24 protein-coding genes are annotated in these 24,545 nt (G+C 70.9%); 5 read left to right on the top strand and 19 right to left on the bottom strand.

The features are described 5' to 3' along the window. Nucleotides 1-14: 14 nt before the first annotated feature. From OG452_RS30115 to OG452_RS30100, 4 genes are all read right to left on the bottom strand, one after another. Entirely contained in the window at nucleotides 15-1,103 is a 1,089-nt protein-coding gene (locus OG452_RS30115) for a DUF2891 domain-containing protein (RefSeq protein WP_327298698.1), read from the bottom strand. A 133-nt stretch (nucleotides 1,104-1,236) separates the two neighbouring features. Continuing rightward, nucleotides 1,237-2,205, bottom strand: coding sequence for a DUF979 domain-containing protein (locus tag OG452_RS30110; RefSeq protein WP_327298697.1), 969 nt, complete (start codon nucleotides 2,203-2,205; stop codon nucleotides 1,237-1,239). Then, nucleotides 2,202-2,933 (bottom strand): DUF969 domain-containing protein, encoded by a 732-nt coding sequence (locus OG452_RS30105; protein WP_327298696.1) that lies wholly within the window; start codon nucleotides 2,931-2,933, stop codon nucleotides 2,202-2,204. The genes OG452_RS30110 and OG452_RS30105 overlap by 4 nt, the downstream gene beginning before the upstream one ends. Nucleotides 2,934-3,277: 344 nt before the next feature. Further along, on the bottom strand, nucleotides 3,278-3,997 hold the full coding sequence (locus tag OG452_RS30100) for a GntR family transcriptional regulator (RefSeq protein WP_327298695.1): 720 nt from the start codon (nucleotides 3,995-3,997) through the stop codon (nucleotides 3,278-3,280). Nucleotides 3,998-4,182: 185 nt separating this feature from the next. On the opposite strand from OG452_RS30100, the gene OG452_RS30095 reads away from it, so the two are divergent. From OG452_RS30095 to OG452_RS30080, 4 genes are all read left to right on the top strand, one after another. Next, on the top strand, nucleotides 4,183-4,932 hold the full coding sequence (locus tag OG452_RS30095; RefSeq protein WP_327299831.1) for a LamB/YcsF family protein: 750 nt from the start codon (nucleotides 4,183-4,185) through the stop codon (nucleotides 4,930-4,932). Between the two features lie 113 nt (nucleotides 4,933-5,045). Beyond that, entirely contained in the window at nucleotides 5,046-5,720 is a 675-nt protein-coding gene (locus OG452_RS30090; RefSeq protein ID WP_327299830.1) for a 5-oxoprolinase subunit B family protein, read from the top strand. Between the two features lie 5 nt (nucleotides 5,721-5,725). Continuing rightward, on the top strand, nucleotides 5,726-6,634 hold the full coding sequence (locus OG452_RS30085) for a biotin-dependent carboxyltransferase family protein (protein WP_442810171.1): 909 nt from the start codon (nucleotides 5,726-5,728) through the stop codon (nucleotides 6,632-6,634). Between the two features lie 111 nt (nucleotides 6,635-6,745). Next, the gene (locus OG452_RS30080) at nucleotides 6,746-6,943 is read left to right on the top strand and encodes a hypothetical protein (RefSeq protein WP_327298694.1); all 198 of its coding nucleotides are present in this window, start codon (nucleotides 6,746-6,748) and stop codon (nucleotides 6,941-6,943) included. 96 nt (nucleotides 6,944-7,039) lie between these two features. On the opposite strand, the gene metK is transcribed toward OG452_RS30080, so the two are convergent. From metK to pyrR, 13 genes are all read right to left on the bottom strand, one after another. Further along, nucleotides 7,040-8,257 carry a methionine adenosyltransferase gene (metK, locus tag OG452_RS30075; protein WP_327298693.1) on the bottom strand — a complete coding sequence of 406 codons (1,218 nt, stop codon included), beginning with the start codon at nucleotides 8,255-8,257 and terminating at the stop codon, nucleotides 7,040-7,042. A gap of 240 nt (nucleotides 8,258-8,497) precedes the next feature. Further along, nucleotides 8,498-9,703 (bottom strand): bifunctional phosphopantothenoylcysteine decarboxylase/phosphopantothenate--cysteine ligase CoaBC, encoded by a 1,206-nt coding sequence (gene coaBC / locus OG452_RS30070; protein WP_327298692.1) that lies wholly within the window; start codon nucleotides 9,701-9,703, stop codon nucleotides 8,498-8,500. Between the two features lie 150 nt (nucleotides 9,704-9,853). Continuing rightward, a complete protein-coding gene (rpoZ, locus tag OG452_RS30065) occupies nucleotides 9,854-10,126 on the bottom strand; it encodes a DNA-directed RNA polymerase subunit omega (protein ID WP_003970369.1) in 273 nt (90 codons plus the stop codon). A 25-nt stretch (nucleotides 10,127-10,151) separates the two neighbouring features. Beyond that, a complete protein-coding gene (gene gmk, locus OG452_RS30060; protein ID WP_327298691.1) occupies nucleotides 10,152-10,745 on the bottom strand; it encodes a guanylate kinase in 594 nt (197 codons plus the stop codon). 38 nt (nucleotides 10,746-10,783) lie between these two features. Then, nucleotides 10,784-11,107 (bottom strand): integration host factor, encoded by a 324-nt coding sequence (locus tag OG452_RS30055; protein ID WP_266858973.1) that lies wholly within the window; start codon nucleotides 11,105-11,107, stop codon nucleotides 10,784-10,786. Nucleotides 11,108-11,423: 316 nt separating this feature from the next. Then, on the bottom strand, nucleotides 11,424-12,272 hold the full coding sequence (pyrF, locus tag OG452_RS30050; protein ID WP_327298690.1) for an orotidine-5'-phosphate decarboxylase: 849 nt from the start codon (nucleotides 12,270-12,272) through the stop codon (nucleotides 11,424-11,426). Further along, the gene (locus OG452_RS30045; protein ID WP_327298689.1) at nucleotides 12,269-13,378 is read right to left on the bottom strand and encodes a quinone-dependent dihydroorotate dehydrogenase; all 1,110 of its coding nucleotides are present in this window, start codon (nucleotides 13,376-13,378) and stop codon (nucleotides 12,269-12,271) included. Before OG452_RS30045 ends, pyrF begins: the two co-directional genes overlap by 4 nt. A gap of 94 nt (nucleotides 13,379-13,472) precedes the next feature. Beyond that, nucleotides 13,473-16,784: a carbamoyl-phosphate synthase large subunit gene (gene carB, locus OG452_RS30040; protein ID WP_327298688.1), complete on the bottom strand. Its 3,312-nt coding sequence runs from the start codon at nucleotides 16,782-16,784 to the stop codon at nucleotides 13,473-13,475. Further along, nucleotides 16,777-17,943, bottom strand: coding sequence for a glutamine-hydrolyzing carbamoyl-phosphate synthase small subunit (gene carA / locus OG452_RS30035; protein ID WP_327298687.1), 1,167 nt, complete (start codon nucleotides 17,941-17,943; stop codon nucleotides 16,777-16,779). Before carA ends, carB begins: the two co-directional genes overlap by 8 nt. After that, the gene (locus OG452_RS30030; protein WP_327298686.1) at nucleotides 17,940-18,581 is read right to left on the bottom strand and encodes a PH-like domain-containing protein; all 642 of its coding nucleotides are present in this window, start codon (nucleotides 18,579-18,581) and stop codon (nucleotides 17,940-17,942) included. The genes carA and OG452_RS30030 overlap by 4 nt, the downstream gene beginning before the upstream one ends. Next, entirely contained in the window at nucleotides 18,578-19,864 is a 1,287-nt protein-coding gene (locus OG452_RS30025; RefSeq protein ID WP_327298685.1) for a dihydroorotase, read from the bottom strand. The genes OG452_RS30030 and OG452_RS30025 overlap by 4 nt, the downstream gene beginning before the upstream one ends. A gap of 2 nt (nucleotides 19,865-19,866) precedes the next feature. Further along, nucleotides 19,867-20,844 carry an aspartate carbamoyltransferase catalytic subunit gene (locus tag OG452_RS30020; RefSeq protein ID WP_327298684.1) on the bottom strand — a complete coding sequence of 326 codons (978 nt, stop codon included), beginning with the start codon at nucleotides 20,842-20,844 and terminating at the stop codon, nucleotides 19,867-19,869. A gap of 108 nt (nucleotides 20,845-20,952) precedes the next feature. Beyond that, complete coding sequence (gene pyrR, locus OG452_RS30015) at nucleotides 20,953-21,606, bottom strand: bifunctional pyr operon transcriptional regulator/uracil phosphoribosyltransferase PyrR (RefSeq protein ID WP_327298683.1); 654 nt, start codon at nucleotides 21,604-21,606, stop codon at nucleotides 20,953-20,955. Nucleotides 21,607-21,823: 217 nt separating this feature from the next. On the opposite strand from pyrR, the gene bldD reads away from it, so the two are divergent. Next, complete coding sequence (gene bldD, locus OG452_RS30010) at nucleotides 21,824-22,324, top strand: transcriptional regulator BldD (protein WP_014157378.1); 501 nt, start codon at nucleotides 21,824-21,826, stop codon at nucleotides 22,322-22,324. 183 nt (nucleotides 22,325-22,507) lie between these two features. Here the strand turns inward: bldD and OG452_RS30005 are convergent, their stop codons facing one another. Together OG452_RS30005 and nusB are read right to left on the bottom strand one after the other, a co-directional pair. Next, nucleotides 22,508-24,013, bottom strand: coding sequence for a pyridoxal phosphate-dependent decarboxylase family protein (locus OG452_RS30005; protein ID WP_327298682.1), 1,506 nt, complete (start codon nucleotides 24,011-24,013; stop codon nucleotides 22,508-22,510). Nucleotides 24,014-24,115: 102 nt separating this feature from the next. Then, complete coding sequence (gene nusB / locus OG452_RS30000; RefSeq protein WP_327298681.1) at nucleotides 24,116-24,544, bottom strand: transcription antitermination factor NusB; 429 nt, start codon at nucleotides 24,542-24,544, stop codon at nucleotides 24,116-24,118. Between the last annotated feature and the right edge of the window lies 1 nt (nucleotide 24,545).

The following is a 24,545-nucleotide window of genomic DNA, read 5'->3' as shown; positions in this document are numbered from 1 at the left end:
CGGGGCGGCCCGGGTCAGTGTCCGGGCGCTGTGTCCAGCGCCAGCGCGGCGTACGTCGCCAGCCAGTGGTCGGAATTGAATTCGCCGGACGAGACGGCCGGGAGCCCCACCGCCAGATGGGCCGCGACCGACTCCTCCACGGCCTCGCGCGCCGGTCCCGCGGGCAGCGCGGCCGCGACGGCGCGCAGCCCCGCCGCCCGGCTCAGGGTGAGGCCGAGCAGATGCCCGATCTGCGGATCGGCGTAGTCCGAGACCACCGGCGGGGTGAGCAGGGAGCACGGGTCGCCGCTGGTGAGCGCCGGTACGAAACCGGCGAGCCAGCCGGGGAAGTCCGCGGCCGGCAGGACCCGCAGCATCGCGTGCGCCTCGGTCAGCGCGGGCGAGAGGAAGTCCTGACCGGAGGGTTCCCAGTGCAGCGGCGCGTCGTGGTCCCCGGCGAACCAGTCGGTCAGCCGGCCGGCCGCCGCGTCCAGCACCGGACGGGCAAGACCGGCCCTCTCGCCCGCGTCCAGGACGAGCCCGAGTCCGAAGGCGCTGTTGTTGTGCACTCCGTGCCGGACCGGGTACGTCGCCTTGGCCAGCCAGGACCGGAGCAGGTCGCCGACGGCGTCCACGGCGGGGGCGAGCGCATCGGCCCACCGGTCGCCCGCCGCGCCGCCCAGCGCCCGGCATTCGGCGGCGAGCGCCACCAGCCAGGCCCAGCCGTAGGGGCGCTCGAACGACGGGCGGCGGCGCAGGTAGGCGGCCTCGACGGCAATGTTGGCGGGGGTCAGATGAGTGTCCAGGACCTCGGTGATCCGGATCGCGAGGTTCGCGGGCAGCGCGTCAGCGCCGCTCCGGTCCCCGCCGGGCGCGGCCGGGCCGAAGCGGCGCAGCAGCCGGACGAGCAGCCAGTGCATGTGCACGGTGGAGTGCCAGTCGTAGGACCCGTAGAACGCGGGGTGCAGTTCGCGCGGCGCGACGATCTCCTCGGGGCCGGCGTACAGATGGGCCGGGGCGTTCGGGTACTCGCGCACCACGTTGTGGAGCGCCAGCTCCGCGAACGGACGCGCGTACTCACGTGGCAGCACGGAGGCGGCCGGGACCGGCGGGGTGGGGGGCATGACGGTACTCCGTAGGTTGTCGGGTGGCCCGGGAGGGCTCGGGCGGGGTAGCAGAACGCCGGGCGGTCATAACGCGGCGCGGTCTTCAGAGGGCACGGTCTTCAGAAGGCGCGGTCTTCAGAAGGCAGCACGGTCAGAAGGCGAACAGCGCGAGAACCGCGATGTTGCAGACCAGCAGCGCCGCTGCCGTGGGCAGTTGGGCCTTGATGGGGCCGTACTGGTCGTCCAGTTCCAGCAGCGCGGCCGGGACCAGGTTGAAGTTGGCGGCCATGGGCGTGACGAGGGTGCCGCAGAACCCGCACAGCATTCCGATGGCGAGGATTGCCGGGATACTGCCGTGCATCTGCTGGATCAGGACGGGCCAGCCGACCGCGGCCGTCATGACGGGGAAGGCCGCGAAGGCGTTGCCCATGACGATCGTGAACAGGACCATGCCGCAGCAGTAGACGAGCACCGCGACGAAACGCTGGCCGTCCGGGAGGATCGCCTCGGTGATCCGGCCGACCTGGTCGCCGACGCCCGCCGTCTGGAAGATGGACCCGAGCACCGCGAGCAGCTGCGGCAGCACCAGGGCCCACCCCATGGATTCGAGCATGTTGCGCCCGGCGTGCAGCGGGACCGTGATGCGGCGTTCACGCAGGACGACCATGCCGACCACCAGCGCGGCGATCGCGCCGATGCCGAGGCCCAGGATCGTCTCGTAACCCGGCTGCAGGACCGGTTCGCCGCCGATCTTCACCTTCTTCAGCAGCGTCGCGCAGAGCATCGCGACGACCGGGATGGTGAGGGCCGGCAGAAACAGCTTGTTGCCGAACCGGGCGGCCGACGCGGCCCGCTCCTCGCGGGGCGGGGTGTGCGGTGTGCCCTTGCCGGTCAGGCCGAAGCCGCCGAGAACGATCAGCACCAGGACGGCGGCGCCGAGCGGCTCCGCGGGAAGCGATTTGTCGACCACACCGGTCGAGTAGAAGAAGGAGGCGCCCAGCAGGCCCCAGAAGGACGCCGAGCCGAGGCGCTTCGGGTTGGTGCGGTCGCCGGCCATCTGCGCCGCCATCACCAGGAAGACCGCGCCGACCAGCCAGAAGAAGTATTCGGACTTGATCACTTGAGGTCCTCGGGGCGGCGGGCGGTATGGGCGGCGAGTTCGTTCTCGGCGGCGACGACGGCCAGTTCGCGTTCCAGCACGCGGTCCAGATGCAGCAGCCGCGCGCCATGGATGAGGAAGGCGCAGATCGCGGACGGGATCGCCCAGAGGGCGAGGCTGAGCGGTTCGAGGTGCTGGTTGTACGTCGAGTTGACGAAGCCGGTGATCAGCAGGATCGAGCCGATGGCTATGAAGCAGTCCTCGCCGAAGAACATACCGATGGTGTCGGCGCCCGAGGCGTGCGAGCGGATCTTCTCGCGGAGCCGCTTCGGCAGCGGTCCGCCCGCCCTGGTCTCGGCGGCGGCCTCGGCCATCGGGGCGATCAGCGGGCGCACGCTCTGCGCCGGACCGCCGATGCTGGTCAGTCCGACGGAGGCGGTCAGCTGGCGGATGAGCAGATACAGCGCGAGGAAGCGGCCGGTGGTCAGCGCGCCGAGTCGCCCGATGAGGTTGCGGGCCTGCTCCTGGAGGCCGTAGCGCTCCAGGAGGCCGATGACCGGGAGGGTGATGACGAAGACGGTCACGGAACGGGAGGAGGCAAAACTGTTGCCGAACGCGGCCAGCACTTCCTGCGGCGACATCTTGCCGAGCAGTCCGGTCACGATGCCGGCGGCGCCCACCACGAGGAGGGGATTGCGGCGCGTGGCGAATCCGAGGATCACCACAAGCACGCCGAGGAGAACGATCACGCGTCGGCCTTCTTCCGCGCATGGACCTGATGGCCCTGATCAGACGGGGATGCTGCGCGAGACCCTAGGCGATTGTTCAACAAACACACAAGAGGTGTTCGTCACCGAGCGCGGAGCGGACGGAGGGGCGAGCACGGGCAGCCCATGCACCCCGCGCCGCAGGCCCCGGCTCATCCGCCGGCGGCATCGCCCGGGCCGCGGCCACCGCGTCACCCGGGCCGGTCGGACTCATCGCCCGGGCCGGCCGGAGCCGCACTCACCCTCACTACGCCGCTCCCGGACGGCCGCTCCCGGACCACCGATCCCGGTCCGCTGCTCCCGGTCCGCAGCTCACGGCCCGCCGCTCACTCCGTGGCGAGGCGCATCGCGTAGGCCTCGGCGAGCTGGCGGCGGGAGTCCTCCAGATAGAAGCTCAGCATCCGTTCGGCGCCCGCCGCGTCGCCTGCGGCCAGCCGGTCGACGAGCTGCCTGTTCCGGGTGAGATAGGGCTCGTGGAAGCGCCGCGGGTCCGCCATCACATGGAAGGCGAGACGCAGTTCGGCGAGCACATTGCGCATCAGCTCGTTCACCCGGGGGCTCCCGGCGAGCGCCGCGAGCGCCTGGTGGAACCGGATGTTGGCGGTGGAGCAGGCCGCCCACTCGTCCACGGCCGCGGCCCGCTCCCCTGCGGCCACCGCGGCCTCCACGTCGTCCAGCCGGTATGGCGGCTCCCCCAGCGCCCGCAGCGCGGCGCACTCGACCAGCAGCCTGACCTGGTAGATGTCGACGAGGTCCTCGACCGCCAGGACACGGACGAAGACGCCCCGGTTCAGCCGGTGCTCCAGCAGCCGCTCGTGGGTGAGCAGCCGGAACGCCTCCCGCAGCGTGTTGCGGGACACCGCGAGCGCGGCACTGAGGCTCTCCTCGGACAGGCGGCTGCCGGGCGGGAAGTACCCCTCGGTGATCCGCTCCCGCAGGATCGCGGCCACCCGCTCCGCGGTGCCCGCCCCGGTGCCGGCCGGTGCGGGACTGCCCGCCGTCAGCCCCGAGAGGTCCGGAGAAGTCCGGCCCGCTGTCCCCGCCATGGTTCGGCCCCTGTCCATCAGTCGTTCGCCGCTCCGCTCCGCGCCGGGCAGCGCCGCCAAGTCAACCGCAGTCGCATGCCGGCGCCCAAGCCGGCCTCGGCCCGAGGCCGGGCCCGGCACCGGCCCCGCCCAAAGGACGAGCACCCTTGTCAGATTGTTCAACAATTAGTTAGCGTACGTGCGTGATGGATCTCAACGCGGACCTCGGCGAAGGCTTCGGCCGCTGGCAGCTCACCGATGACGAGGCCCTGCTCTCCTGTGTGACGAGCGCCAACGTCGCCTGTGGATTCCACGCGGGCGACGCCGCCGTGATGCGCCGGGTGTGCGATACGGCCGCCGCACGCGGGGTTCGTATCGGCGCCCACGTCTCGTACCGGGATCTAGCCGGTTTCGGCCGCCGCTCCATGGATGTGCCGGCCGGCGAACTGGCCGCCGAGGTCGCCTATCAGATCGGCGCGCTGCGGGTCTTCGCGGAGGCCGCAGGGCCGGGTGTCTCGTACGTCAAACCGCACGGCGCCCTCTACAACCGCGCCGTCCATGATGAGGAGCAGGCCGCGGCGGTCGTCGAAGGTATCCGCCTCGCGGGCGGCGGCCTCGCGGTCCTCGGCCTGCCGGGCTCACGGCTGCTCAGCTCCGCCCGGGCCGCGGGCCTGCCCGCCGTCGAGGAGGCGTTCGCAGACCGCGCGTACACCCCGCGGGGCACCCTCGTGCCACGCCGCGAACCCGGCGCGGTGGTCGAGGACGCCGGGACGGTCGTGCGCCGGTCCGTCGGGATGGCTGTCGACGGTACGGTCACCGCCGTCGACGGCACCCAGGTGCCGGTCGGCGCTCGCTCCCTGTGCGTGCACGGCGACACCCCCGGCGCGGCCGGTGTCGCCCGCCGGATCCGGGCGGCGCTCGAAGAAGCCGGTGTACCGGTCCTGGCGTTCGCGTGAAGGGAACGACGGGCACCGAAGTGGCAACGACCGAGTCACCCGCCCGAACCGCCACCGAGGCAGCCGGGACCGCAGCGACCACGATCAGGACGACCGGCACCGACAGCATCCAGGTGCTGCCCGCGGGGCGACACGGTCTGCTCGTGGAGCTCCCCACCGGGTCTGCCGCCGAGGCGTTCCACGCCGAACTGCTGCGCCGTCGCGCCCTCGGCGGCCTCCCCGCCGTACGCGAGATCGTTCCGGGCGCCCGGACCGTCCTGCTCGACGGCATCGCCGACGGTTCGCCCGGCGCCCCCGAGCGCCTGGCCCGGGCTCTCGTCTCCTGGCGGATACCGCCGCTGCCGCGCGACGCCGGCCCGGCCGTCGAGGTCCCCGTCGTGTACGACGGCCCCGACCTCGCCGATGTGGCCGCCGTGTGGGGCGTCGAACCCGGCGACGTGGCCGGGATCCACAGCGGCATCGAATTCCGGGTCGCCTTCTCGGGCTTCGCTCCCGGTTTCGGCTACCTGACCGGTCTCCCCGGACACTTGCGGGTGCCCCGCCGGGCCACTCCGCGCACCCGGGTCCCCGCCGGATCGCTGGCGCTGGCCGGTCCGTACACCGGCGTGTACCCGCGTGCGTCGCCGGGCGGCTGGCAGCTCATCGGCCGGACACCCGACCCGGACTGCCTCTGGAACCAGGACCGCGACCCCGCCGCACTGCTGACACCGGGCACCCGGGTCCGTTTCGTGGCGCCCCCGGACCGCCACCGCGCTGCCGGAACACGTACGGAGGAGACGGCCCGGTGACGAGGATGACAGCGATGCCGGGGACGCCTGCGATAGCGATACCAGTGACGCAGGCCGTTCTCCAGGTGGTCCGTGCGGGCGCGCTGACGACGGTGCAGGACAGCGGTCGCACCGGGTATGCCCATCTCGGCGTCCCGCGAGCGGGCGCCCTGGACGCCCCGGCCCGGCAGCTGGCCAACCGGCTGACCGGCAATCCGGCGGACGCCGCCGTACTGGAGACCACTCTCACCGGCTGCGCGGTCCGCCCGACCCGGGCGGTGACCGCGGTCGTCGGGGGCGCGCCCTGCCGGGTGACGGTGGGCGGGCGGCCGGCACCATGGGGCGCCCCGTTCGTGGTGCCCGCAGGTGCCGTGCTCGACGCGCATCCGGCGCAGCACGGGGTCCGCAGCTATCTGGCCTTCGCCGGCGGCCTGTGCCCCGAGCCCGTACTGGGCAGCCGCTCGGCCGACCTGCTCTCGGGTCTCGGCCCGGCCCCCCTGCGCGACGGCGACGCCCTCCCGCTCGGCACACCGCGGGACCACGGCACGGCCCCTGGCGCGGACACCGCCCCATGGCCCGGCATCCCCACTTCCCTGGTGCTGCCGGTGCGGCCCGGACCCCGCCACGACTGGTTCACACCGGCCGCCCTGCGCACTCTGGCGACGGCCCGATACCGGGTGTCGCCGCACAGCAACCGCATCGGCCTGCGCACCGACGGCCCCGCCCTGGAACGGTCCCGGCTCGGCGAACTTCCCAGCGAGGGCGTCGTCCTGGGCGCGGTCCAGGTTCCGCCGGACGGCCGCCCGGTGGTCTTCCTCAACGACCACCCGACGACCGGCGGCTACCCGGTGATCGGCGTCGTCCCGGAACCGTCCCTGTCCGCAGCCGCCCAGGCAGCACCCGGAACGGAACTCCGCTTCACCCTGATCCGCTGAGCCGGGTCCGCACTCCGCGCGTTCGCTCCGGTGGCTGAAATCGCCTTCTCGACATGGCTGGCCGTTTCCGGTTCCCTCCGGCGCCAGGCAACGGCCTGAGGACGGGGCACGGTGAGCGAATCGACGTCCACCCGCATCGGGAGCAGCGGTTCGGTCCACTCGGTGTCCGGTCCCCAGACCAACAACTACTACGCGGGCCCACCGCCGAAGGAGGCCCAGGGGAAGGTCACCGCGCAAGGTCGCCGAGGACGAACCGAGGTGGCTGCGCGGGACACCGCCGGAGTCGCTCCCCTTCTGATCCGGTTCTGATCCTCCTCGTCCGGCCGGTTCCGGGAAACAACACGCCACTGCCCGGCCCCTCCGATCGGAGAAGCCGGGCAGTGGTGTGCCAGGAACGAGCGGGCCCTACAGCCCCGCGGCCTTGCGCAGTGCGTCCACGCGGTCGGTGCGCTCCCAGGTGAAGTCCGGCAGCTCGCGGCCGAAGTGGCCGTACGCGGCGGTCTCGGCGTAGATCGGACGCAGCAGGTCCAGATCGCGGATGATCGCGGCCGGGCGCAGGTCGAAGACCTCCGAGATGGCGTGCTCGATCTTCTCGACGTCGGTGGCCGCGGTCCCGAAGGTCTCGACGAACAGGCCCACCGGCTCGGCCTTGCCGATCGCGTACGCGACCTGGACCTCACAGCGGGTGGCGAGGCCCGCGGCCACCACGTTCTTGGCGACCCAGCGCATCGCGTACGCCGCCGAGCGGTCCACCTTCGACGGGTCCTTGCCCGAGAAGGCGCCGCCGCCGTGCCGGGCCATGCCGCCGTACGTGTCGATGATGATCTTGCGGCCGGTCAGACCGGCGTCACCCATCGGCCCGCCGATCTCGAAGCGGCCGGTCGGGTTGACCAGCAGCCGGTAGCCCTCGGTGTCCAGCTTGATGCCGTCGTCGATCAGCTGGTTCAGCACGTGCTCGACGACGAACTCGCGGATGTCGGGGGCGAGCAGCGAGTCCAGGTCGATGTCGCTCGCGTGCTGCGAGGAGACCACGACCGTGTCGAGGCGGAGTGCCTTGTCGCCGTCGTACTCGATGGTGACCTGGGTCTTGCCGTCGGGACGCAGGTACGGGATGGTCCCGTTCTTGCGGACCTCGGAGAGACGGCGCGAGAGCCGGTGGGCCAGATGGATGGGCAGCGGCATCAGCTCGGGCGTCTCGTCGCACGCGTAGCCGAACATCAGGCCCTGGTCACCGGCACCCTGCTTGTCGAGGTCGTCGTCCTCGGTGCCGGCGGCGGCCACCCGCTTCTCGTACGCGGTGTCGACACCCTGCGCGATGTCGGGGGACTGCGCCCCGATGGACACCGACACACCACAGGAGGCACCGTCGAAGCCCTTCTTCGACGAGTCGTAACCGATCTCCAGGATCTTCTCGCGCACGAGCTGCGCGATCGGCGCGTACGCCTTCGTGGTGACCTCACCGGCCACATGCACCTGGCCCGTGGTGATCAGCGTCTCCACGGCCACACGGGAAGCGGGGTCCTCACGCAGAAGCGCATCGAGGATCGTGTCGCTGATCTGGTCAGCGATCTTGTCAGGGTGGCCCTCGGTGACAGATTCCGAGGTGAACAGACGACGGGACACAACGCTCCCTGGGGTTGCAGCGGCTGCTGGCTGATCATGGGTGGAGTGGGCCGGGGGCTGCGCCCGGCTCATTCCGTGACCAGTTTATCGGTCGCCTCCGGCCAACGGGGCACGCGTCTCGCTCCGTGGGAGCCGTGTGACCTGAGGCACTCCTCCGGCGGTACGGCCTTACGACCGCCGAAATGGGGTGGAAAGCGGCTACCACCGGCTTCCTCCGACCCGGTGGATGACACCAGATTTTCATCCGAAGCTCGATACCACCAGATCCCAGACGGTATCGGCAAGAGCTTCCTTGGAGCCGTACGGCACGGCGGTCTCGCCGCCTCCGGCCGCGAGGACGACCGCCTCGTTCCCCTCGGAGCCGAAGGTCTTGTGCTCCCCGACCTCGTTGACGACGAGCAGATCACAGCCCTTGCGCCGCAGCTTGTGCCGTCCGTTGGAGAGCACGTCGTCCGTCTCCGCCGCGAATCCGACCACGACCTGTCCGGGCGTGGCGCGCTCCGCGGAGATCTCGGCGAGGATGTCCGGATTGCGGACCAGCGCGATCGGAGCGGGCTCCTGGCCGTCGCGCTTCTTGATCTTGCCCTGGGCATAGGCCGCGGGCCGGAAGTCGGCCACCGCCGCCGCCATGACCACCGCGTCGGCGTCGGCCGCGGCCTTCAGGACCGCCTCTCGCAGCTGCACCGCCGTGCTCACGTGCACCACATCGGCCCCCCCTGGTGCGGGCAGCGCGGTGTTGGCCTCGATCAGCGTCACCCTGGCACCGCGTGCGACAGCCGTACGGGCCAGGGCGTACCCCTGTTTGCCCGATGAGCGGTTCCCCAGATAGCGGACCGGGTCGAGCGGTTCACGGGTGCCACCGGCGCTGACGACGACATGGCGGCCCGCGAGGTCCGGCTCCGCGCTCCCGCGGGTGAGCACCCGGCGGCAGGTCTCGAAGATCTCGCCGGGTTCAGGCAGCCTGCCCTTGCCGGTGTCCACGCCGGTGAGGCGCCCGACAGCCGGCTCGATCACGACGGCTCCGCGGCGGCGCAGCGTCGCCACGTTCTCCTGGGTGGCCGGGTGCTCCCACATCTCGGTGTGCATCGCCGGGGCGAAGACCACCGGACACCGGGCGGTGAGGAGTGTGTTGGTGAGCAGGTCGTCGGCCAGCCCGTGGGCGGCCTTCGCGAGCAGGTCGGCGGTGGCGGGGGCGACCAGCACCAGATCCGCGCCCTGCCCGATGCGCACGTGCGGGACCTCGTGGACGTCGGACCAGACCTCGGTGGCCACCGGGTGGCCGGAGAGCGCCGACCATGTCGCGGCACCGACGAAGTGGAGGGCGGAACCGGTCGGCACGACCCGTACGTCGTGGCCGGACTCGGTCAGCCTGCGCAGTACCTCGCACACCTTGTACGCGGCGATGCCTCCGCTGACCCCCAGAACGACCTTCGGCTTCTCCGCCACGTCCACGTCTCCCCGGCTTCGCTCCGCATTCGGATTCGTACACCCCCATGCTGCATCACCGGCGGGGCGGCGCTCCGGGGGACCCCGGGAAACACTCCGGGCCCGGCAGCTGTGCTGCCGGGCCCGGAGTGAAAGAAATCACTGTCTGCGTTACTGCGCGGGGCCTTCGATGGCCTCGGAGGTCAGCAGACCCGCGTTGATCTCGCGGAGCGCGATCGAGAGGGGCTTCTCGTGGACGTGAGTGTCCACCAGCGGACCGACGTACTCCAGCAGGCCTTCGCCGAGCTGCGAGTAGTACGCGTTGATCTGGCGCGCGCGTTTGGCGGCGTAGATCACAAGGCTGTACTTGGAGTCGGTTGCCTCAAGGAGCTCATCAATCGGCGGGTTGATGATGCCCTCGGGCGTGGTGATGGAAGAGGACACTCTCTGCCTTCCGATGGAGTGAAAATCAAAGAACCTTGACCAAGGCTAGCAGCTCGCGGGCCACGTCCTCGACGGAGGTATTGACAAGAGTCGTATCGAACTCCGGCTCCGCGGCAAGTTCGATCTTCGCGGCCGTCAGCCTGCGTTCGATGACATCGGGCGGTTCGGTCCCGCGCCCGGTGAGCCGGCGGACCAGCTCGTCCCAGCTGGGCGGTGCCAGGAAGACCAGCTGGGCCTCGGGCATCGAGGCCCGTACGAGCCTGGCGCCCTGGAGATCGATCTCCAGGAGCACCGGCTCCCCCGCTTCCAGGCGGTCCAGGACGGCCCGGCGCGGGGTGCCGTACCGATTGCCCGCGAATTCGGCCCACTCGAGCAGCTCACCGTTGGCGACGAGCTTGTCGAACTCCTCGTCGTCCACGAAGAAGTAGTGGACGCCGTGGCGCTCACCGGGGCGCGGCTTGCGGGTCGTCGCCGACACCGAGAGCCAGACCTCGGGGTGAACCTTGCGCATATGGGCGACGACCGTGCTCTTGCCGACCCCGGAGGGGCCAGAGAGCACGGTCAACCGCGGATTGGGGTCCGGGGGTACGGGGGTCGTCCCCCGGGGTGTTGCAGCCATGCGGCGATTATTCCAGCTTCCCGGGGGTGCCCGGAACGTCAGGCAGCGCCGCCACCGAACTCGCGCTCCAAAGAGGCGATCTGATTGGAGCCGAGACCGCGCACTCGGCGGCTCTCGGAGATGCCGAGCCGCTCCATGATCTGCTTGGCGCGGACCTTGCCCACACCGGGCAGGGACTCAAGGAGAGCGGAGACCTTCATCTTCCCGATGACGCCGTTCTCCTGGCCCTGCTTGATGACCTCGTGCAGGGAGGCGCCGGAGTGCTTGAGTCGATTCTTGACCTCGGCCCGCTCCCGGCGAGCCGCGGCGGCCTTTTCGAGCGCGGCTGCGCGCTGTTCAGGGGTAAGGGGCGGAAGAGCCACGCCTACGTCACCTCGGATGTCGAACTGTCGGATACGGACCGGTGAGGAACCTGATCGCCCCACACCTGCGGAGCGACGAGCAAGAGAATTGCACGTCGGCTCTCGACGGAGACTAGCGGCCACGGCCGCTCCAGTCAGCGAGAACAGACGAAAAGTCCTGGTCAGCCTTTGCCTGACGGGATATTTAGGGCATAACACCCCGGTTTTCGGCCCGCCGACGCAGAACTGGCTGATTCTCGCCGCACCGCCCCGGGTTTCCGGCCCGGGATTTCCACCCCGGCCCGGGCGCGGACCTCGCTGACCGGCCGGACGCGCGCTATCCGGCGACCGCCGTACGCACTTCACCGGCGAAGCGGGCGGCCGAATCGCGCAGGGCCGCGATATCGGGCCCGTGGCGCAGGACTCCCCGGCTGACGCTCGGCACCACATTGCCGACCGCCGAACCGAACACCCGGGGCAGATCCGCGGGCGTCGCGCCCTGGGCGCCGATACCGGGGGCGAGCAGCGGGCCGTTGATGTCCAGGCGTACCCCCGGGTCGCCGAGCGTCGCGCCGACGACCGCACCGACCGAGCCGAGCGGGTCGGCGCCCTCGTTCTCGGCCGCCATGTGGTCGAGCATCACCCTGGCGAGCGGCCGGCCGTCGGGGGTCGTGGACCGCTGGACCTCGGCGCCCTCCGGGTTGGAGGTCAGCGCGAGGACGAAGACCCCCGCACCGCTGAGCACCGCCGCGTCCAGAGCCGGCCGCAGCGAGCCGAAGCCGAGGTACGGCGAGAGGGTCACCGCGTCCGAGAAGAGCGGCGAGTCCTGGTCCAGATAGGTCGCGGCATAGGCGCCCATGGTCGAGCCGATGTCGCCGCGCTTGGCGTCCATGAGCACCAGGGCCCCGGCCGAACGAGCCTCGGCGACGGCCGTCTCCAGGACGGCGATGCCACGCGAGCCGAACCGCTCGAAGAACGCGGACTGCGGTTTGAGCACCGCGACCCGGTCGGCCAGCGCCTCCACGACCGTACGCGTGAAGCGCTCCAGACCCGCGATATCGTCGCCGAGGCCCCAGGCGGTCAGCAGGGAGGCATGCGGGTCGATGCCGACGCAGAGCGGCCCGCGGGTGTCCATCGCCCGGCGCAGCCTGGTGCCGAACGGTTCGAGTGGCTGCTGAGGCGTCATCGGGTGACCTTCCGGGTGTCGGCGCCGACGGCTTCGGCGAGAGTGGCGTACGGGCTGCTGCGCAGCCGGGCCGCGAGCCCCTTGTGCACCGCGCGGGCCCAGAACGGGCCCTCGTAGATGAAGGCGCTGTACCCCTGGACCAGCGTGGCCCCTGCCAGGATCCGCTGCCAGGCGTCCTCGGCGGTCTCGATGCCGCCGACCCCGATCAGGGTGAGTTCGCCGCCCACGCGCGCGTGCAGACGGCGCAGGACCTCCAGGGAGCGTTCCTTGAGCGGTGCGCCCGAGAGGCCGCCGGTCTCGCCCGTGAGCGCGGGGGCGGACCGCAGGCCGAGGCCTTCGCGGGCGATGGTGGTGTTGGTGGCGATGATGCCGTCCAGGCCCAGTTCGACCGCCAGGTCGGCGACGGCGTCCACGTCCTCGTCGGCCAGGTCGGGGGCGATCTTCACCAGCAGCGGGACCCGCCGGTCCGTGACGGTGCGGTCGGCCGCCTCGCGCACGGCGGTCAGCAGCGGGCGCAGCGCTTCGGTGGCCTGGAGGTTGCGCAGGCCCGGGGTGTTCGGCGACGACACGTTGACGACCAGGTAGTCGGCGTGGCGGGCCAGCCGTTCGGTCGACGTGACGTAGTCGCCGGTGGCTTCCTCCTCGGGGACGACCTTCGTCTTGCCGATGTTGACGCCGACGGTGGTCCTGAAGACCGGGTTGCGGGCCGCCAGACGGGCCGCGACGGCCGCGGAGCCCTCGTTGTTGAAGCCCATGCGGTTGATGAGCGCGCGGTCCGCCACCAGGCGGAAGAGCCGCTTCCTGGGGTTGCCGGGCTGGGGCTGCGCGGTGACCGTGCCGATCTCGACGTGGTCGAAGCCGAGCATCGTCATGCCGTCGATGGCGACCGCGTTCTTGTCGAAGCCGGCGGCGAGGCCGAAGGGTCCGTGCATCCGCAGGCCGAAGGCCTCCGTACGCAGCTCCCGGTGGCGGGGGGCGAGCGCGGCGGCCGCGAACGTGCGCAGCACCGGGATCCGCGCCGCGGTGCGGATCCAGCGGAAGGCCAGATGGTGGGCGGCCTCGGGGTCCATCCGCTTGAAGACCAGGTCGAAGAAGAGTTTGTACATCCGGCTTTCCTCATGACGAGCCCCCGGGCGGGAACTCATGGACGGGGGCTCATGAAGAGGGGGACACCGTTTCCGGTGTCCCCCTCGTGGGCTGCTAGACCTCGCGTGCGGCGGTCAGATGGCGTGCGTGTTCCTGGAGGGAACGGACGCCGACGTCGCCGCCGTTGAGCGCATCGATGCCCTGGACAGCCGCGGCCAGCGCCTGGACCGTGGTGAGGCAGGGCACCGAGCGGGCCACGGCCGCGGTGCGGATCTCGTAGCCGTCGAGCCGGCCGCCGGTGCCGTACGGGGTGTTGACGATGAGGTCGACCTCGCCGTCGTGGATGAGCTGGACGATGGTCCGCTCACCGGCCGGGCCCTCGCCCTCGCTGAGCTTGCGGACCACGGTCGCGTTGATGCCGTTGCGGCGCAGCACCTCGGCGGTGCCCGAGGTGGCGAGCAGCTCGAAGCCGTGCGCGACCAGCTCACGGGCCGGGAAGATCATCGAGCGCTTGTCCCGGTTGGCGACCGAGATGAACGCGCGGCCCTTGGTGGGCAGCGGCCCGTACGCCCCGGCCTGCGACTTCGCGTACGCGGTGCCGAAGACCGAGTCGATGCCCATGACCTCGCCGGTGGAGCGCATCTCCGGGCCGAGGACGGTGTCGACGCCGCGTCCGTGCATGTCGCGGAAGCGCGACCACGGCATCACGGCCTCCTTGACGGAGATCGGCGCGTCCTGCGGCAGGGTGCCGCCGTCGCCGGCCGCCGGGAGCATGCCCTCGGCGCGCAGCTCGGCGACGGTCGCGCCGAGCGAGATGCGGGCCGCGGCCTTGGCCAGCGGGACCGCGGTGGCCTTCGAGGTGAAGGGCACCGTACGGGAGGCGCGCGGGTTGGCCTCCAGGACGTAGAGGATGTCGCCGGCCAGCGCGAACTGGATGTTGATCAGTCCGCGGACGCCGACGCCCTTGGCGATGGCCTCGGTGGAGATGCGCAGCCGCTTGATGTCGAAGCCGCCGAGGGTGATCGGGGGCAGCGCGCAGGCGGAGTCGCCGGAGTGGATCCCGGCCTCCTCGATGTGCTCCATGACGCCGCCGAGGTAGAGCTCGGTGCCGTCGTAGAGCGCGTCGACGTCGATCTCGATCGCGTCGTCGAGGAAGCGGTCGACCAGCACCGGGCGGGTGGGGCTGATCTCGGTGGACTCCTCGATGTACGAGGAGAGGCGGGTCTCGTCGTACACGATCTCCATGCCGCGGCCGCCGAGCACGTACGAGGGGCGGACCAGGACCGGGTAGCCGATCTCGTCGGCGATGGCCTTGGCCTCGTCGAAGGTGGTGGCGGTGCCGTGCTTGGGGGCGGGCAGTCCGGCCTCGGCGAGGACGCGGCCGAACGCGCCGCGGTCCTCGGCGGCGTGGATCGCCTCGGGGGGTGTGCCGACGACCGGCACGCCGTTGTCCTTGAGCGCCTGCGCCAGGCCCAGCGGGGTCTGGCCGCCGAGCTGGACGATGACACCGGCGACGGGCCCGGCCAGCGTCTCCGCGTGCACGATCTCCAGTACGTCCTCCAGGGTGAGCGGCTCGAAGTAGAGCCGGTCGGAGGTGTCGTAGTCGGTGGAGACCGTCTCCGGGTTGCAGTTGACCATCACCGTCTCGTAGCCCGCGTCGCTGAGCGCGAAGGAGGCGTGGACGCAGGAGTAGTCGAACTCGATGCCCTGCCCGATGCGGTTGGGACCTGAGCCGAGGATGATCACGGCGGGCTTCTCGCGCGGTGCGACCTCGCTCTCCTCGTCGTACGAGGAGTAGAAGTACGGGGTCTTCGCGGCGAACTCGGCGGCGCACGTGTCGACCGTCTTGTAGACCGGGCGTACCCCCAGCGCGTGCCGCACCTCGCGGACGACGTCCTCGCGCAGGTCACGGATCCCGGCGATCTGGGCGTCCGAGAACCCGTGGCGCTTGGCGTCGGCGAGCAGCTGGGGGTCCAGCTTCTCGGCGGCGGCGAGCTCGTTGGCGTGCTCCAGGATCAGGAAGAGCTGGTCGACGAACCACGGGTCGATCTTCGTCGCCTCGAAGACCTCGTCCGGGGTGGCGCCGGCCCGCATGGCCTGCATGACCGTGTTGATCCGGCCGTCGGTGGGGACCTTGGCCGTCTCCAGGAGCTCGGCCTTGTCGCCGGGGTCGCCCACGAAGGTGAACTGCGAGCCCTTCTTCTCCAACGAGCGCAGCGCCTTGTTGAGCGCCTCGGAGAAGTTGCGGCCGATCGCCATGGCCTCGCCCACCGACTTCATAGTGGTGGTGAGGGTGGCGTCGGCTGCCGGGAACTTCTCGAAGGCGAACCGCGGCACCTTCACGACGACGTAGTCGAGCGTCGGCTCGAAGGACGCCGGCGTCTTCTCCGTGATGTCGTTGGGGATCTCATCCAGCGTGTAGCCGACGGCGAGCCGGGCCGCGATCTTCGCGATCGGGAAGCCGGTCGCCTTGGATGCCAGCGCGGACGAACGCGAGACCCTAGGGTTCATCTCGATGACGATGATCCGGCCGTCTTCGGGGTTGACGGCGAACTGGATGTTGCAGCCACCGGTGTCGACACCTACCTCGCGGATGATCGCGATACCGATGTCCCGCAGCCGCTGGTACTCGCGGTCGGTGAGCGTCATCGCCGGGGCGACGGTGATCGAGTCGCCGGTGTGCACGCCCATCGGGTCGAAGTTCTCGATGGAGCAGACGACCACGACGTTGTCGTGCTTGTCGCGCATCAGCTCCAGCTCGTACTCCTTCCAGCCGAGGATGGACTCCTCCAGGAGCACCTCGGTGGTCGGCGAGAGCGTCAGGCCCTGTCCGGCGATCCGGCGCAGCTCCTCCTCGTTGTGCGCGAAGCCGGAACCGGCGCCGCCCATGGTGAAGGAGGGGCGGACGACGACCGGGTAGCCGCCGAGCTCGTCGACGCCGTTGATGACGTCGTCCATCGAGTGGCAGATGACCGAGCGGGCCGACTCACCGTGCCCGATCTTCGCCCGCACGGCCTCGACGACGCCCTTGAAGAGGTCGCGGTCCTCCCCCTTGTTGATCGCCTCGACGTTGGCGCCGATCAGCTCGACGCCGTACTTCTCCAGGACACCTTGCTCGTGCATGGAGATCGCGGTGTTGAGCGCGGTCTGCCCGCCGAGGGTCGGCAGCAGGGCGTCGGGGCGCTCCTTGGCGATGATCTTCTCGACGAACTCCGGGGTGATCGGCTCGACATAGGTGGCGTCGGCGATCTCCGGGTCGGTCATGATCGTGGCCGGGTTGGAGTTGACCAGGATGACCCGCAGGCCCTCGGACTTGAGCACCCGGCAGGCCTGGGTGCCGGAGTAGTCGAACTCGGCGGCCTGACCGATGACGATCGGCCCGGACCCGATGACCAGGACGGACTGGATATCGGTGCGCTTAGGCACGCTGGCCCTCCATCTGGGCTGTGTTCATCAGAGACGTGAAGCGGTCGAAGAGGTACGCGGCGTCGTGCGGGCCTGCGGCTGCTTCGGGGTGGTACTGGACGCTGAAGGCCGGCTGGTCGAGCAGCTGGAGTCCTTCGACCACGTTGTCGTTGAGGCAGACGTGGGAGACCTCGGCGCGGCCGTAGGGCGTGTCGGAGACCTGGTCGAGGGGCGCGTCGACGGCGAAGCCGTGGTTGTGCGCGGTGACCTCGACCTTGCCGGTCGTACGGTCCTGCACCGGCTGGTTGATGCCGCGGTGGCCGTACTTGAGCTTGTATGTGCCGAAGCCCAGCGAGCGTCCGAGCAGCTGGTTGCCGAAGCAGATGCCGAAGAGCGGGGTCTTCCGCTCCAGGACGGCCTTGATGACGGTCAGGTCCGCGGTGGCGGGGTCGCCGGGGCCGTTGGAGAGGAACACTCCGTCGGGGTCGATCGCGTACACGTCGTCGGCGGTGGCGGTGGCGGGCAGGACGTGCACCTCGATGCCGCGCTCGGCCAACCGGTGCGGGGTCATGCCCTTGATGCCGAGGTCGATGGCGGCGACGGTGAACTTCTTCTCGCCGACGGCCGGGACCACGTACGTCTCGGTGGTGGCGACCTCGGCGGAGAGGTCGGCGCCGTTCATCTCGGGCGCCTGCCGGACCTTGGCGAGGAGCATGCCCTCGTCCGAGAGGGCGTTGCCGGAGAAGATGCCGACACGCATGGCGCCGCGCTCGCGCAGATGCCGGGTGAGGGCCCGGGTGTCGATGCCGCTGATGCCGACGATGCCCTGCTTCACCAGCTCGTCGTCGAGGGAGCGGCGTGAGCGCCAGTTCGACGGGATACGGGCGGGGTCGCGTACGACGTAACCGGCGACCCAGATCTTCGCGGACTCGTCGTCCTCGTCGTTGACGCCGGTGTTGCCCACGTGCGGGGCGGTCATCACGACGACCTGGCGGTGGTACGAGGGGTCGGTGAGGGTTTCCTGGTAACCGGTCATCCCGGTGTTGAAGACCGCTTCACCGAAGGTCTCCCCGGTGGCCCCGTAGGAGCGGCCGCGGAAGATCCGGCCGTCCTCCAGGACGAGTACGGCGGGGGACGCCGCTGTCCTCTCCGAGGCGTTCCCCGGGCTGGAGATCGTCATCGTGCGGTGCCTTCCGTCGTGATCGGGTGGTGCGTGGTACTCGTGGTGCTGTCAGCGGTAGCGGTGGCGCCCGCCGGGTGGCTCACGGCGTTGACGGCCTCGACCCAGGCGGCCTGTTCCGCTGCCCGGTCCGAGCGGAAACCGGAGTCGATCAGCTTGTCGCCGTGCTCCCAGGTGATGATCAGCATGCCGCCCTCGGTGAGGACCTTGCCCGCGATGCCCTTGTCGAGCCGGGCCTCGCGGAGCCGCGCGGCCGGGATGAAGAAGTCGCTCGCCCCGGGGCGTACGACCTCCACGCCCTCGTCCGTGAGCGTCACCTCGGCCTTGCTGCGGGTGCCCAGGCCGTGCGCGACGATCCGGTCGAGCCACTGCCCGGCCGTGGTCGAGCCGTGGTACCGGCCGCTCATCTCCAGTCTGGCCGTACCCGGTACGTCCGGCGCGCTGGGCAGCTCAGGGAGGTCGCTCTGGAGCGTCCCCCGCCATTTCCAGCCCTCGCGCATCAGCCAGTAGACGAGCGCGACGAGGAGCAGCAGGCCGACGATCCAGCCGATGCGGCCCGACCAGTCGGTGACGTCAGCCGACTTCTGCTCCGCCGCCAGCTGAAGATGTGCGAGGTGAAGATTGATGAGAGGTGTCACGCCAGCTTCCCGTCCACGACCGTTGCCCTGCCCCGCAGGAAGGTGTGGGTGACGCGTCCCGGCAGCTCACGGCCCTCGTACGGGGTGTTGCGGCTGCGGGAGGCGAAGCCCGCGGGGTCCACCTCACCACGGTAAGCCGCGTCGACCAGCGTGAGGTTCGCGGGCTCACCGGCGGCGATCGGCCGGCCGTGGCCCGTCAGGCGGCCGATGGCGGCGGGCCGGAAGGACATCCGGTCGGCGACGGTCTCCCAGTCGACGAGACCGGTGTCGACCATCGTCTGCTGGACGACGGAGAGGGCGGTCTCCAGGCCCACCATCCCCATGGCGGCCGCGGCCCACTCGCAGTCCTTGTCCTCGTGCGGGTGCGGGGCGTGGTCGGTGGCGACGCAGTCGATCGTGCCGTCGGCGAGCGCCTCGCGCAGAGCCATCACATCGGACTCGGTGCGCAGCGGCGGGTTGACCTTGTAGACGGGGTTGTACGTACGGACCAGCTCGTCGGTGAGGAGGAGGTGGTGCGGGGTCACCTCGGCGGTGACGTTCCAGCCCTTGGACTTGGCCCAGCGGACGATCTCCACGGAACCGGCTGTCGACAGGTGGCAGATGTGCACCCGGGAGCCGACGTGGGCGGCGAGCAGCACATCGCGGGCGATGATCGACTCCTCGGCGACGGCGGGCCAGCCGCCGAGCCCCAGTTCGGAGGAGACGACGCCCTCGTTCATCTGGGCACCCTCGGTGAGCCGGGGCTCCTGGGCGTGCTGGGCCACGACACCGTCGAAGGCCTTCACGTACTCCAGGGCGCGGCGCATGATCACGGCGTCGTCCACGCACTTGCCGTCGTCGGAGAAGACGCGGACCGCTGCGGCCGATTCGTGCATCGCGCCGAGTTCGGCGAGCTGCTTGCCGGCCAGTCCGACGGTGACGGCGCCGATGGGCTGCACGTCGCAGTAGCCGGACTCCTTGCCCAGGCGCCAGACCTGCTCCACCACGCCGGCGGTGTCCGCGACGGGGAAGGTGTTCGCCATGGCGTGGACGGCGGTGAATCCGCCGGCGGCGGCGGCCTTGGTACCGGTGAGCACGGTCTCGGAGTCCTCACGGCCCGGCTCGCGCAGATGGGTGTGCAGGTCGACCAGGCCGGGCAGCAGGATCCGGCCGTCCGCCTCGATGACATCGACGCCGTCGGCGGAGAGGCCGGAGCCCACCGCTGCGACGGTCTCGCCGTCGATCAGGACGTCCTGCGGCCGGCCGCCGAGCACCTTCGCACCACGGATCAGGGTCTTGCTCATGATTACTTGCTCTCCTCGGTACGGGAAGTCGTGGCGGGCTCTGAGCCGCCCAGCAGCAGGTAGAGGACGGCCATCCGGATCGAGACGCCGTTGGCGACCTGCTCGACGGCGGTGCAGCGGTCCGAGTCGGCGACGTCGGCGGTGATCTCCATCCCGCGGTTCATCGGTCCGGGGTGCATCACGATGGAGTCGCCGGGCATCCGCGCCATCCGGTCGCCGTCCAGGCCGTAGCGGCGCGAGTACTCGCGTTCGGTGGGGAAGAAGGCCGCGTTCATCCGCTCGCGCTGTACGCGCAGCATCATGACGGCGTCGGAGTCGGGGAGCACCCGGTCGAGGTCGTACGAGACCTCACAGGGCCAGTGCTCGACGCCGATGGGTACCAGGGTGGGCGGCGCGACCAGCGTCACCCGGGCGCCGAGGGTGTGCAGCAGATGGACGTTGGACCGGGCGACCCTGCTGTGCAGCACGTCACCGACGATGGTGATGCGGCGGCCTTCGAGGTCGCGCCCTGTGCCGGTGTCGGCCCCGACCAGCCTGCGGCGCATGGTGAACGCGTCGAGGAGCGCCTGGGTGGGGTGCTCGTGGGTGCCGTCGCCCGCGTTGACGACCGCGCCGTCGATCCAGCCCGATGTGGCGAGCCGGTACGGGGCCCCGGATGAGCCGTGCCGGATGACGACTGCGTCGGCGCCCATCGCCTCCAGGGTCAGCGCGGTGTCCTTGAGTGACTCGCCCTTGGAGACCGACGAGCCCTTCGCGGAGAAGTTGATGACGTCGGCGGAGAGGCGCTTGGCGGCGGCCTCGAAGGAGATACGGGTCCGGGTCGAGTCCTCGAAGAAGAGGTTGACGACGGTCCGGCCGCGCAGGGTCGGAAGCTTCTTGACCGGCCGGTCGGCGACCCGGGCCATCTCCTCGGCGGTGTCGAGGATCAGGACGGCGTCGTCGCGGGTGAGATCGGCGGCCGAGATGAGGTGGCGCTTCATCTGGGTGTTCTCCATGTTTTCGCGGGGAGGGCGCGCAGGATTCGGGGATGTGACGGGCGGGCGGGCACAGCTCCGCGGCCCGGGTCGCGGGCCGTACGGGACGAGGAGCTAACGGCCGCCGGCCGGGGCGGTCCGCTCGGTACCGAGCAGGACCGTGTCGCGGCCGTCCTCCTCGGCGAGCTGGACCTTGACCGTCTCCCGCAGCGACGTGGGGAGGTTCTTGCCGACGTAGTCCGCGCGGATGGGGAGTTCACGGTGGCCGCGGTCGACGAGGACGGCGAGCTGCACGGCGCGCGGGCGGCCGATGTCGCCCAGGGCGTCCAGCGCGGCGCGGATCGTACGGCCGGAGAAGAGCACGTCGTCGACGAGGACCACCAGGCGTCCGTCGACGCCGTCCGCGGGGATGTCCGTACGGGCCAGCGCGCGGGCGGGCCGCATCCGCAGGTCGTCGCGGTACATGGTGATGTCCAGGGAGCCGACCGGGACCGTGCGGCCGGTGATCTCTTCGAGCTTGGCCGCGAGCCTGCGGGCCAGGAACACACCGCGGGTCGGGATGCCGAGGAGCACGACGTCTTCGGCGCCCTTGGCGCGTTCGACAATCTCGTGAGCGATACGGGTCAGTACCCGTGCGATGTCCGGGGCCTCCAGGACGGGGCGCGCGCCGGAACCACCGCTGTCGGGGGAGCCAGTGCCTGAGCCGGAACGGGTTGAGCCGACACTGGCTGAACCTGCACTGGCTGAACTTGCACTGCTGGTGTCCATATGAAAACGGACCTCCTTCTCCGCCTCACGGGACGGACCTTAAAGGACGTCGAAATTACAACAGCCACCGTACCAGGGGCGCACCGGGCGTTCCAGCCCAGGTCCGGGCCGGTCCGGACCATTCGGCTTGACGCATCCAAGTAACGCTGCGTAACCTCACAGTGAGTTACCAGCCGCGCGGCGTAGCCGCAGTGCATCTCAGCGTCCGGGGAGCCATATGTCCAGCGAATACGCAAAACAGCTCGGGGCCAAGCTCCGTGCCATCCGCACCCAGCAGGGCCTTTCCCTCCACGGTGTCGAGGAGAAGTCCCAGGGCCGGTGGAAGGCCGTAGTGGTCGGTTCGTACGAGCGTGGTGACCGCGCCGTGACCGTCCAGCGCCTCGCCGAGCTGGCGGACTTCTACGGGGTTCCGGTGCAGGAGCTGCTGCCGGGCACCACACCGGGCGGAGCGGCCGAGCCGCCGCCGAAGCTCGTCCTGGACCTGGAGCGCCTCGCCCACGTCCCGCCGGAGAAGGCCGGGCCGCTCCAGCGTTACGCGGCCACGATCCAGAGCCAGCGCGGCGACTACAACGGCAAGGTGCTGTCGATCCGCCAGGACGACCTGCGCACACTCGCCGTCATCTACGACCAGTCCCCCTCGGTCCTCACCGAGCAGCTGATCAGCTGGGGTGTGCTGGACGCGGACGCCCGTCGCGCGGTCGCGCACGACGAGGGCTGAGCCTCTCGCGGATCGTTCAACAGAAGAAACGTCTCGTCCGAAGGGCGGCCCCGCATATGCCGGTGGCCGCCCTTCGGGTTTCCGGCTCCCGGGGCGGCCGGCCCGGATGCCGGTGGCCGCCCTTCGGGTTTCCGGCTCCCGGGGCGGCCGGCCCGCCGTCAGCCCCGCAGCCGGTCCCCGCCGTCAGCCGCCCGTGGGCCGGTAGAGCCGGCCGACGAGTTCGGGCAGCAGCCGTTCGGCGAGCTTCGGCGGCAGCGCCTGGAGCACCGCGAGGACGGGCGCCATCCGCCCGGGCAGCTCCCCCCGCTCCCCCACCCCGGCGAAGTCGACCGCGAGCGCCGCCTCATCGGGGGTGAGGGTCTCCGGGTCGAGTGCCGAGGCAGCGGCGAGCACCGCAGGATCGGCAGCGGCGGGCCCGGTGACCGCGGCCGCGGCGACCGCCTCGGTCAGCGCGCCGAGCAGCTTCCGTACGGTCTCCTCCCCCGCCATCGCCGCCGTCACGGTGAGATGCAGACTGGCCGGTGAGCCCGCGAAGGCGGGCTGCGGCTGTACGTACCAGCCCAGGCCGCGCATCTCGTCCGCCACCACGAACGGGTCGATGCCCGGCCCGTCGGCGGCGACCGCGAGCAGCGAGGAGTCCGGGCTGCCCAGGACCCGGAGCCCGTCGATGCCGCCGATGCCCGCGATGAGCCCCGTCACCGCCTGGTGGACGCGCAGCGAAAGCGCCGTGTACCCGTCGGTACCGATCCGCTCCAGCACCGCCCACGCGGCAGCCAGCGGCCCGGCGGGTTTGGTGCCCTGCAGGGTGGCGTTGACCACCGGGTAGCCGGGCCACGAAGCGTGCGCGAACCAGCCGTGCCTGCGGAGTTCGGCGTCCCTGAACAGCAGGACCGACGCGCCCTTGGCCGTATATCCGTACTTGTGCAGGTCGACCGAGAGCGAAGTGACACCGGGCACGGAGAGGTCGAACTGCGGCAGCGCCGGCGCATCGGCGGAGAGCCGCAGATGCCCCAGGTACCAGCCGCCGATGCAGGCGTCGACGTGGCAGAGCACGCCGTGCCGGGCCGCCTCGGCGGCGGCTTCCGCGACCGGGTCGATCACCCCATGGGCGTACGAGGGTGCGGAGACCACCACGAGTGCGGTGCGGCCGGTGAGAGCGGCCGCGAGATCGGTGGCGCGCACCCGGTAGGTCAGCGGGTCCACCGGGACCACCACGGTCCTGAGCCCGAAGAGCGCGGCGGCCTTGTGGAAGGCAGCGTGCGCGGTCTCGGGCAGCACCAGTTCGGGCTCGGTGACACCACGGGTGCGCAGCGCGTGTTCGCGCGCGGTGAGGACGGCGAGCAGGCAGCTCTCCGTACCGCCGCTGGTGAAGGTGCCGGCGGTCTTCGGACCGCCGCCGAGCAGCCGGGCGGTGCGCGCCACGATGTCGTTCTCCAGGGAGACCACACTGGGGAAGGCCGTCATGTCGAGGCCGTTGACGCCCGCGAACGCGGCGGCCGCCGCGTTGGCCAGCTCCTCGATGCCCGGCAGGCCCGAGTCGTAGACGTACGCCATGGTGCGTCCGCCCCTGACGGGCAGATCGGCCGCGCGCAGGGCGCCGAGCCGGTCGAGGACGCGCCGGTCGGCGGGCGTGTACGCCCCGGCCCCCGCGGGGCCTGGATCTCTGGACTGTTCACCGGGATCAGCCATGCGCGCAACCTAGGGCACGGCCCGCGGAACGCACCAGGCCCGGAGCAGAAGATTGTTCATCTTCCGCTCCGGGCCTGGATGAGCAGGTTCCGTGACGGGGCCTCAGTCGCGGCGCAGGCTCGGCTTGAGGTCCTTGAACCGGCCGAGCAGACCGTTGATGAAGGCCGGCGACTCGTCGGTGGAGAACTCCTTGGCGAGCTGCACCGCCTCGTCCATCACGACGGCGTCCGGCGTCCCGTCGACCCACACCAGCTCATGGGCGCTGAGCCTGATGATGTTGCGGTCGACGACCGGCATCCGGTCGAGGGTCCAGCCCACCGCGTAGGTGGCGATGAGTTCGTCGATACGGTCCGCGTGCTCCGCGTACCCCTCGACGAGCTCCATCGTGTACTCACTGACCGGTGGCTGCCGGTCGTCGGTCCGGGCGTGACGGATCCAGTCCGCGAGGACCGTCTGCACGGACGCCCCGCGCTGGTCGGCCTCGAAGAGGATCTGGAAGGCGCGCTTGCGCGCCGTGTTCCGGGCAGCCACG

Source organism: Streptomyces sp. NBC_01197, assembly GCF_036010505.1.
In the GTDB taxonomy this organism is placed as follows: domain Bacteria; phylum Actinomycetota; class Actinomycetes; order Streptomycetales; family Streptomycetaceae; genus Streptomyces.
Note: the sequence above shows the minus strand (reverse complement) of the source record. Positions and strands in the feature narration are given on the sequence as shown.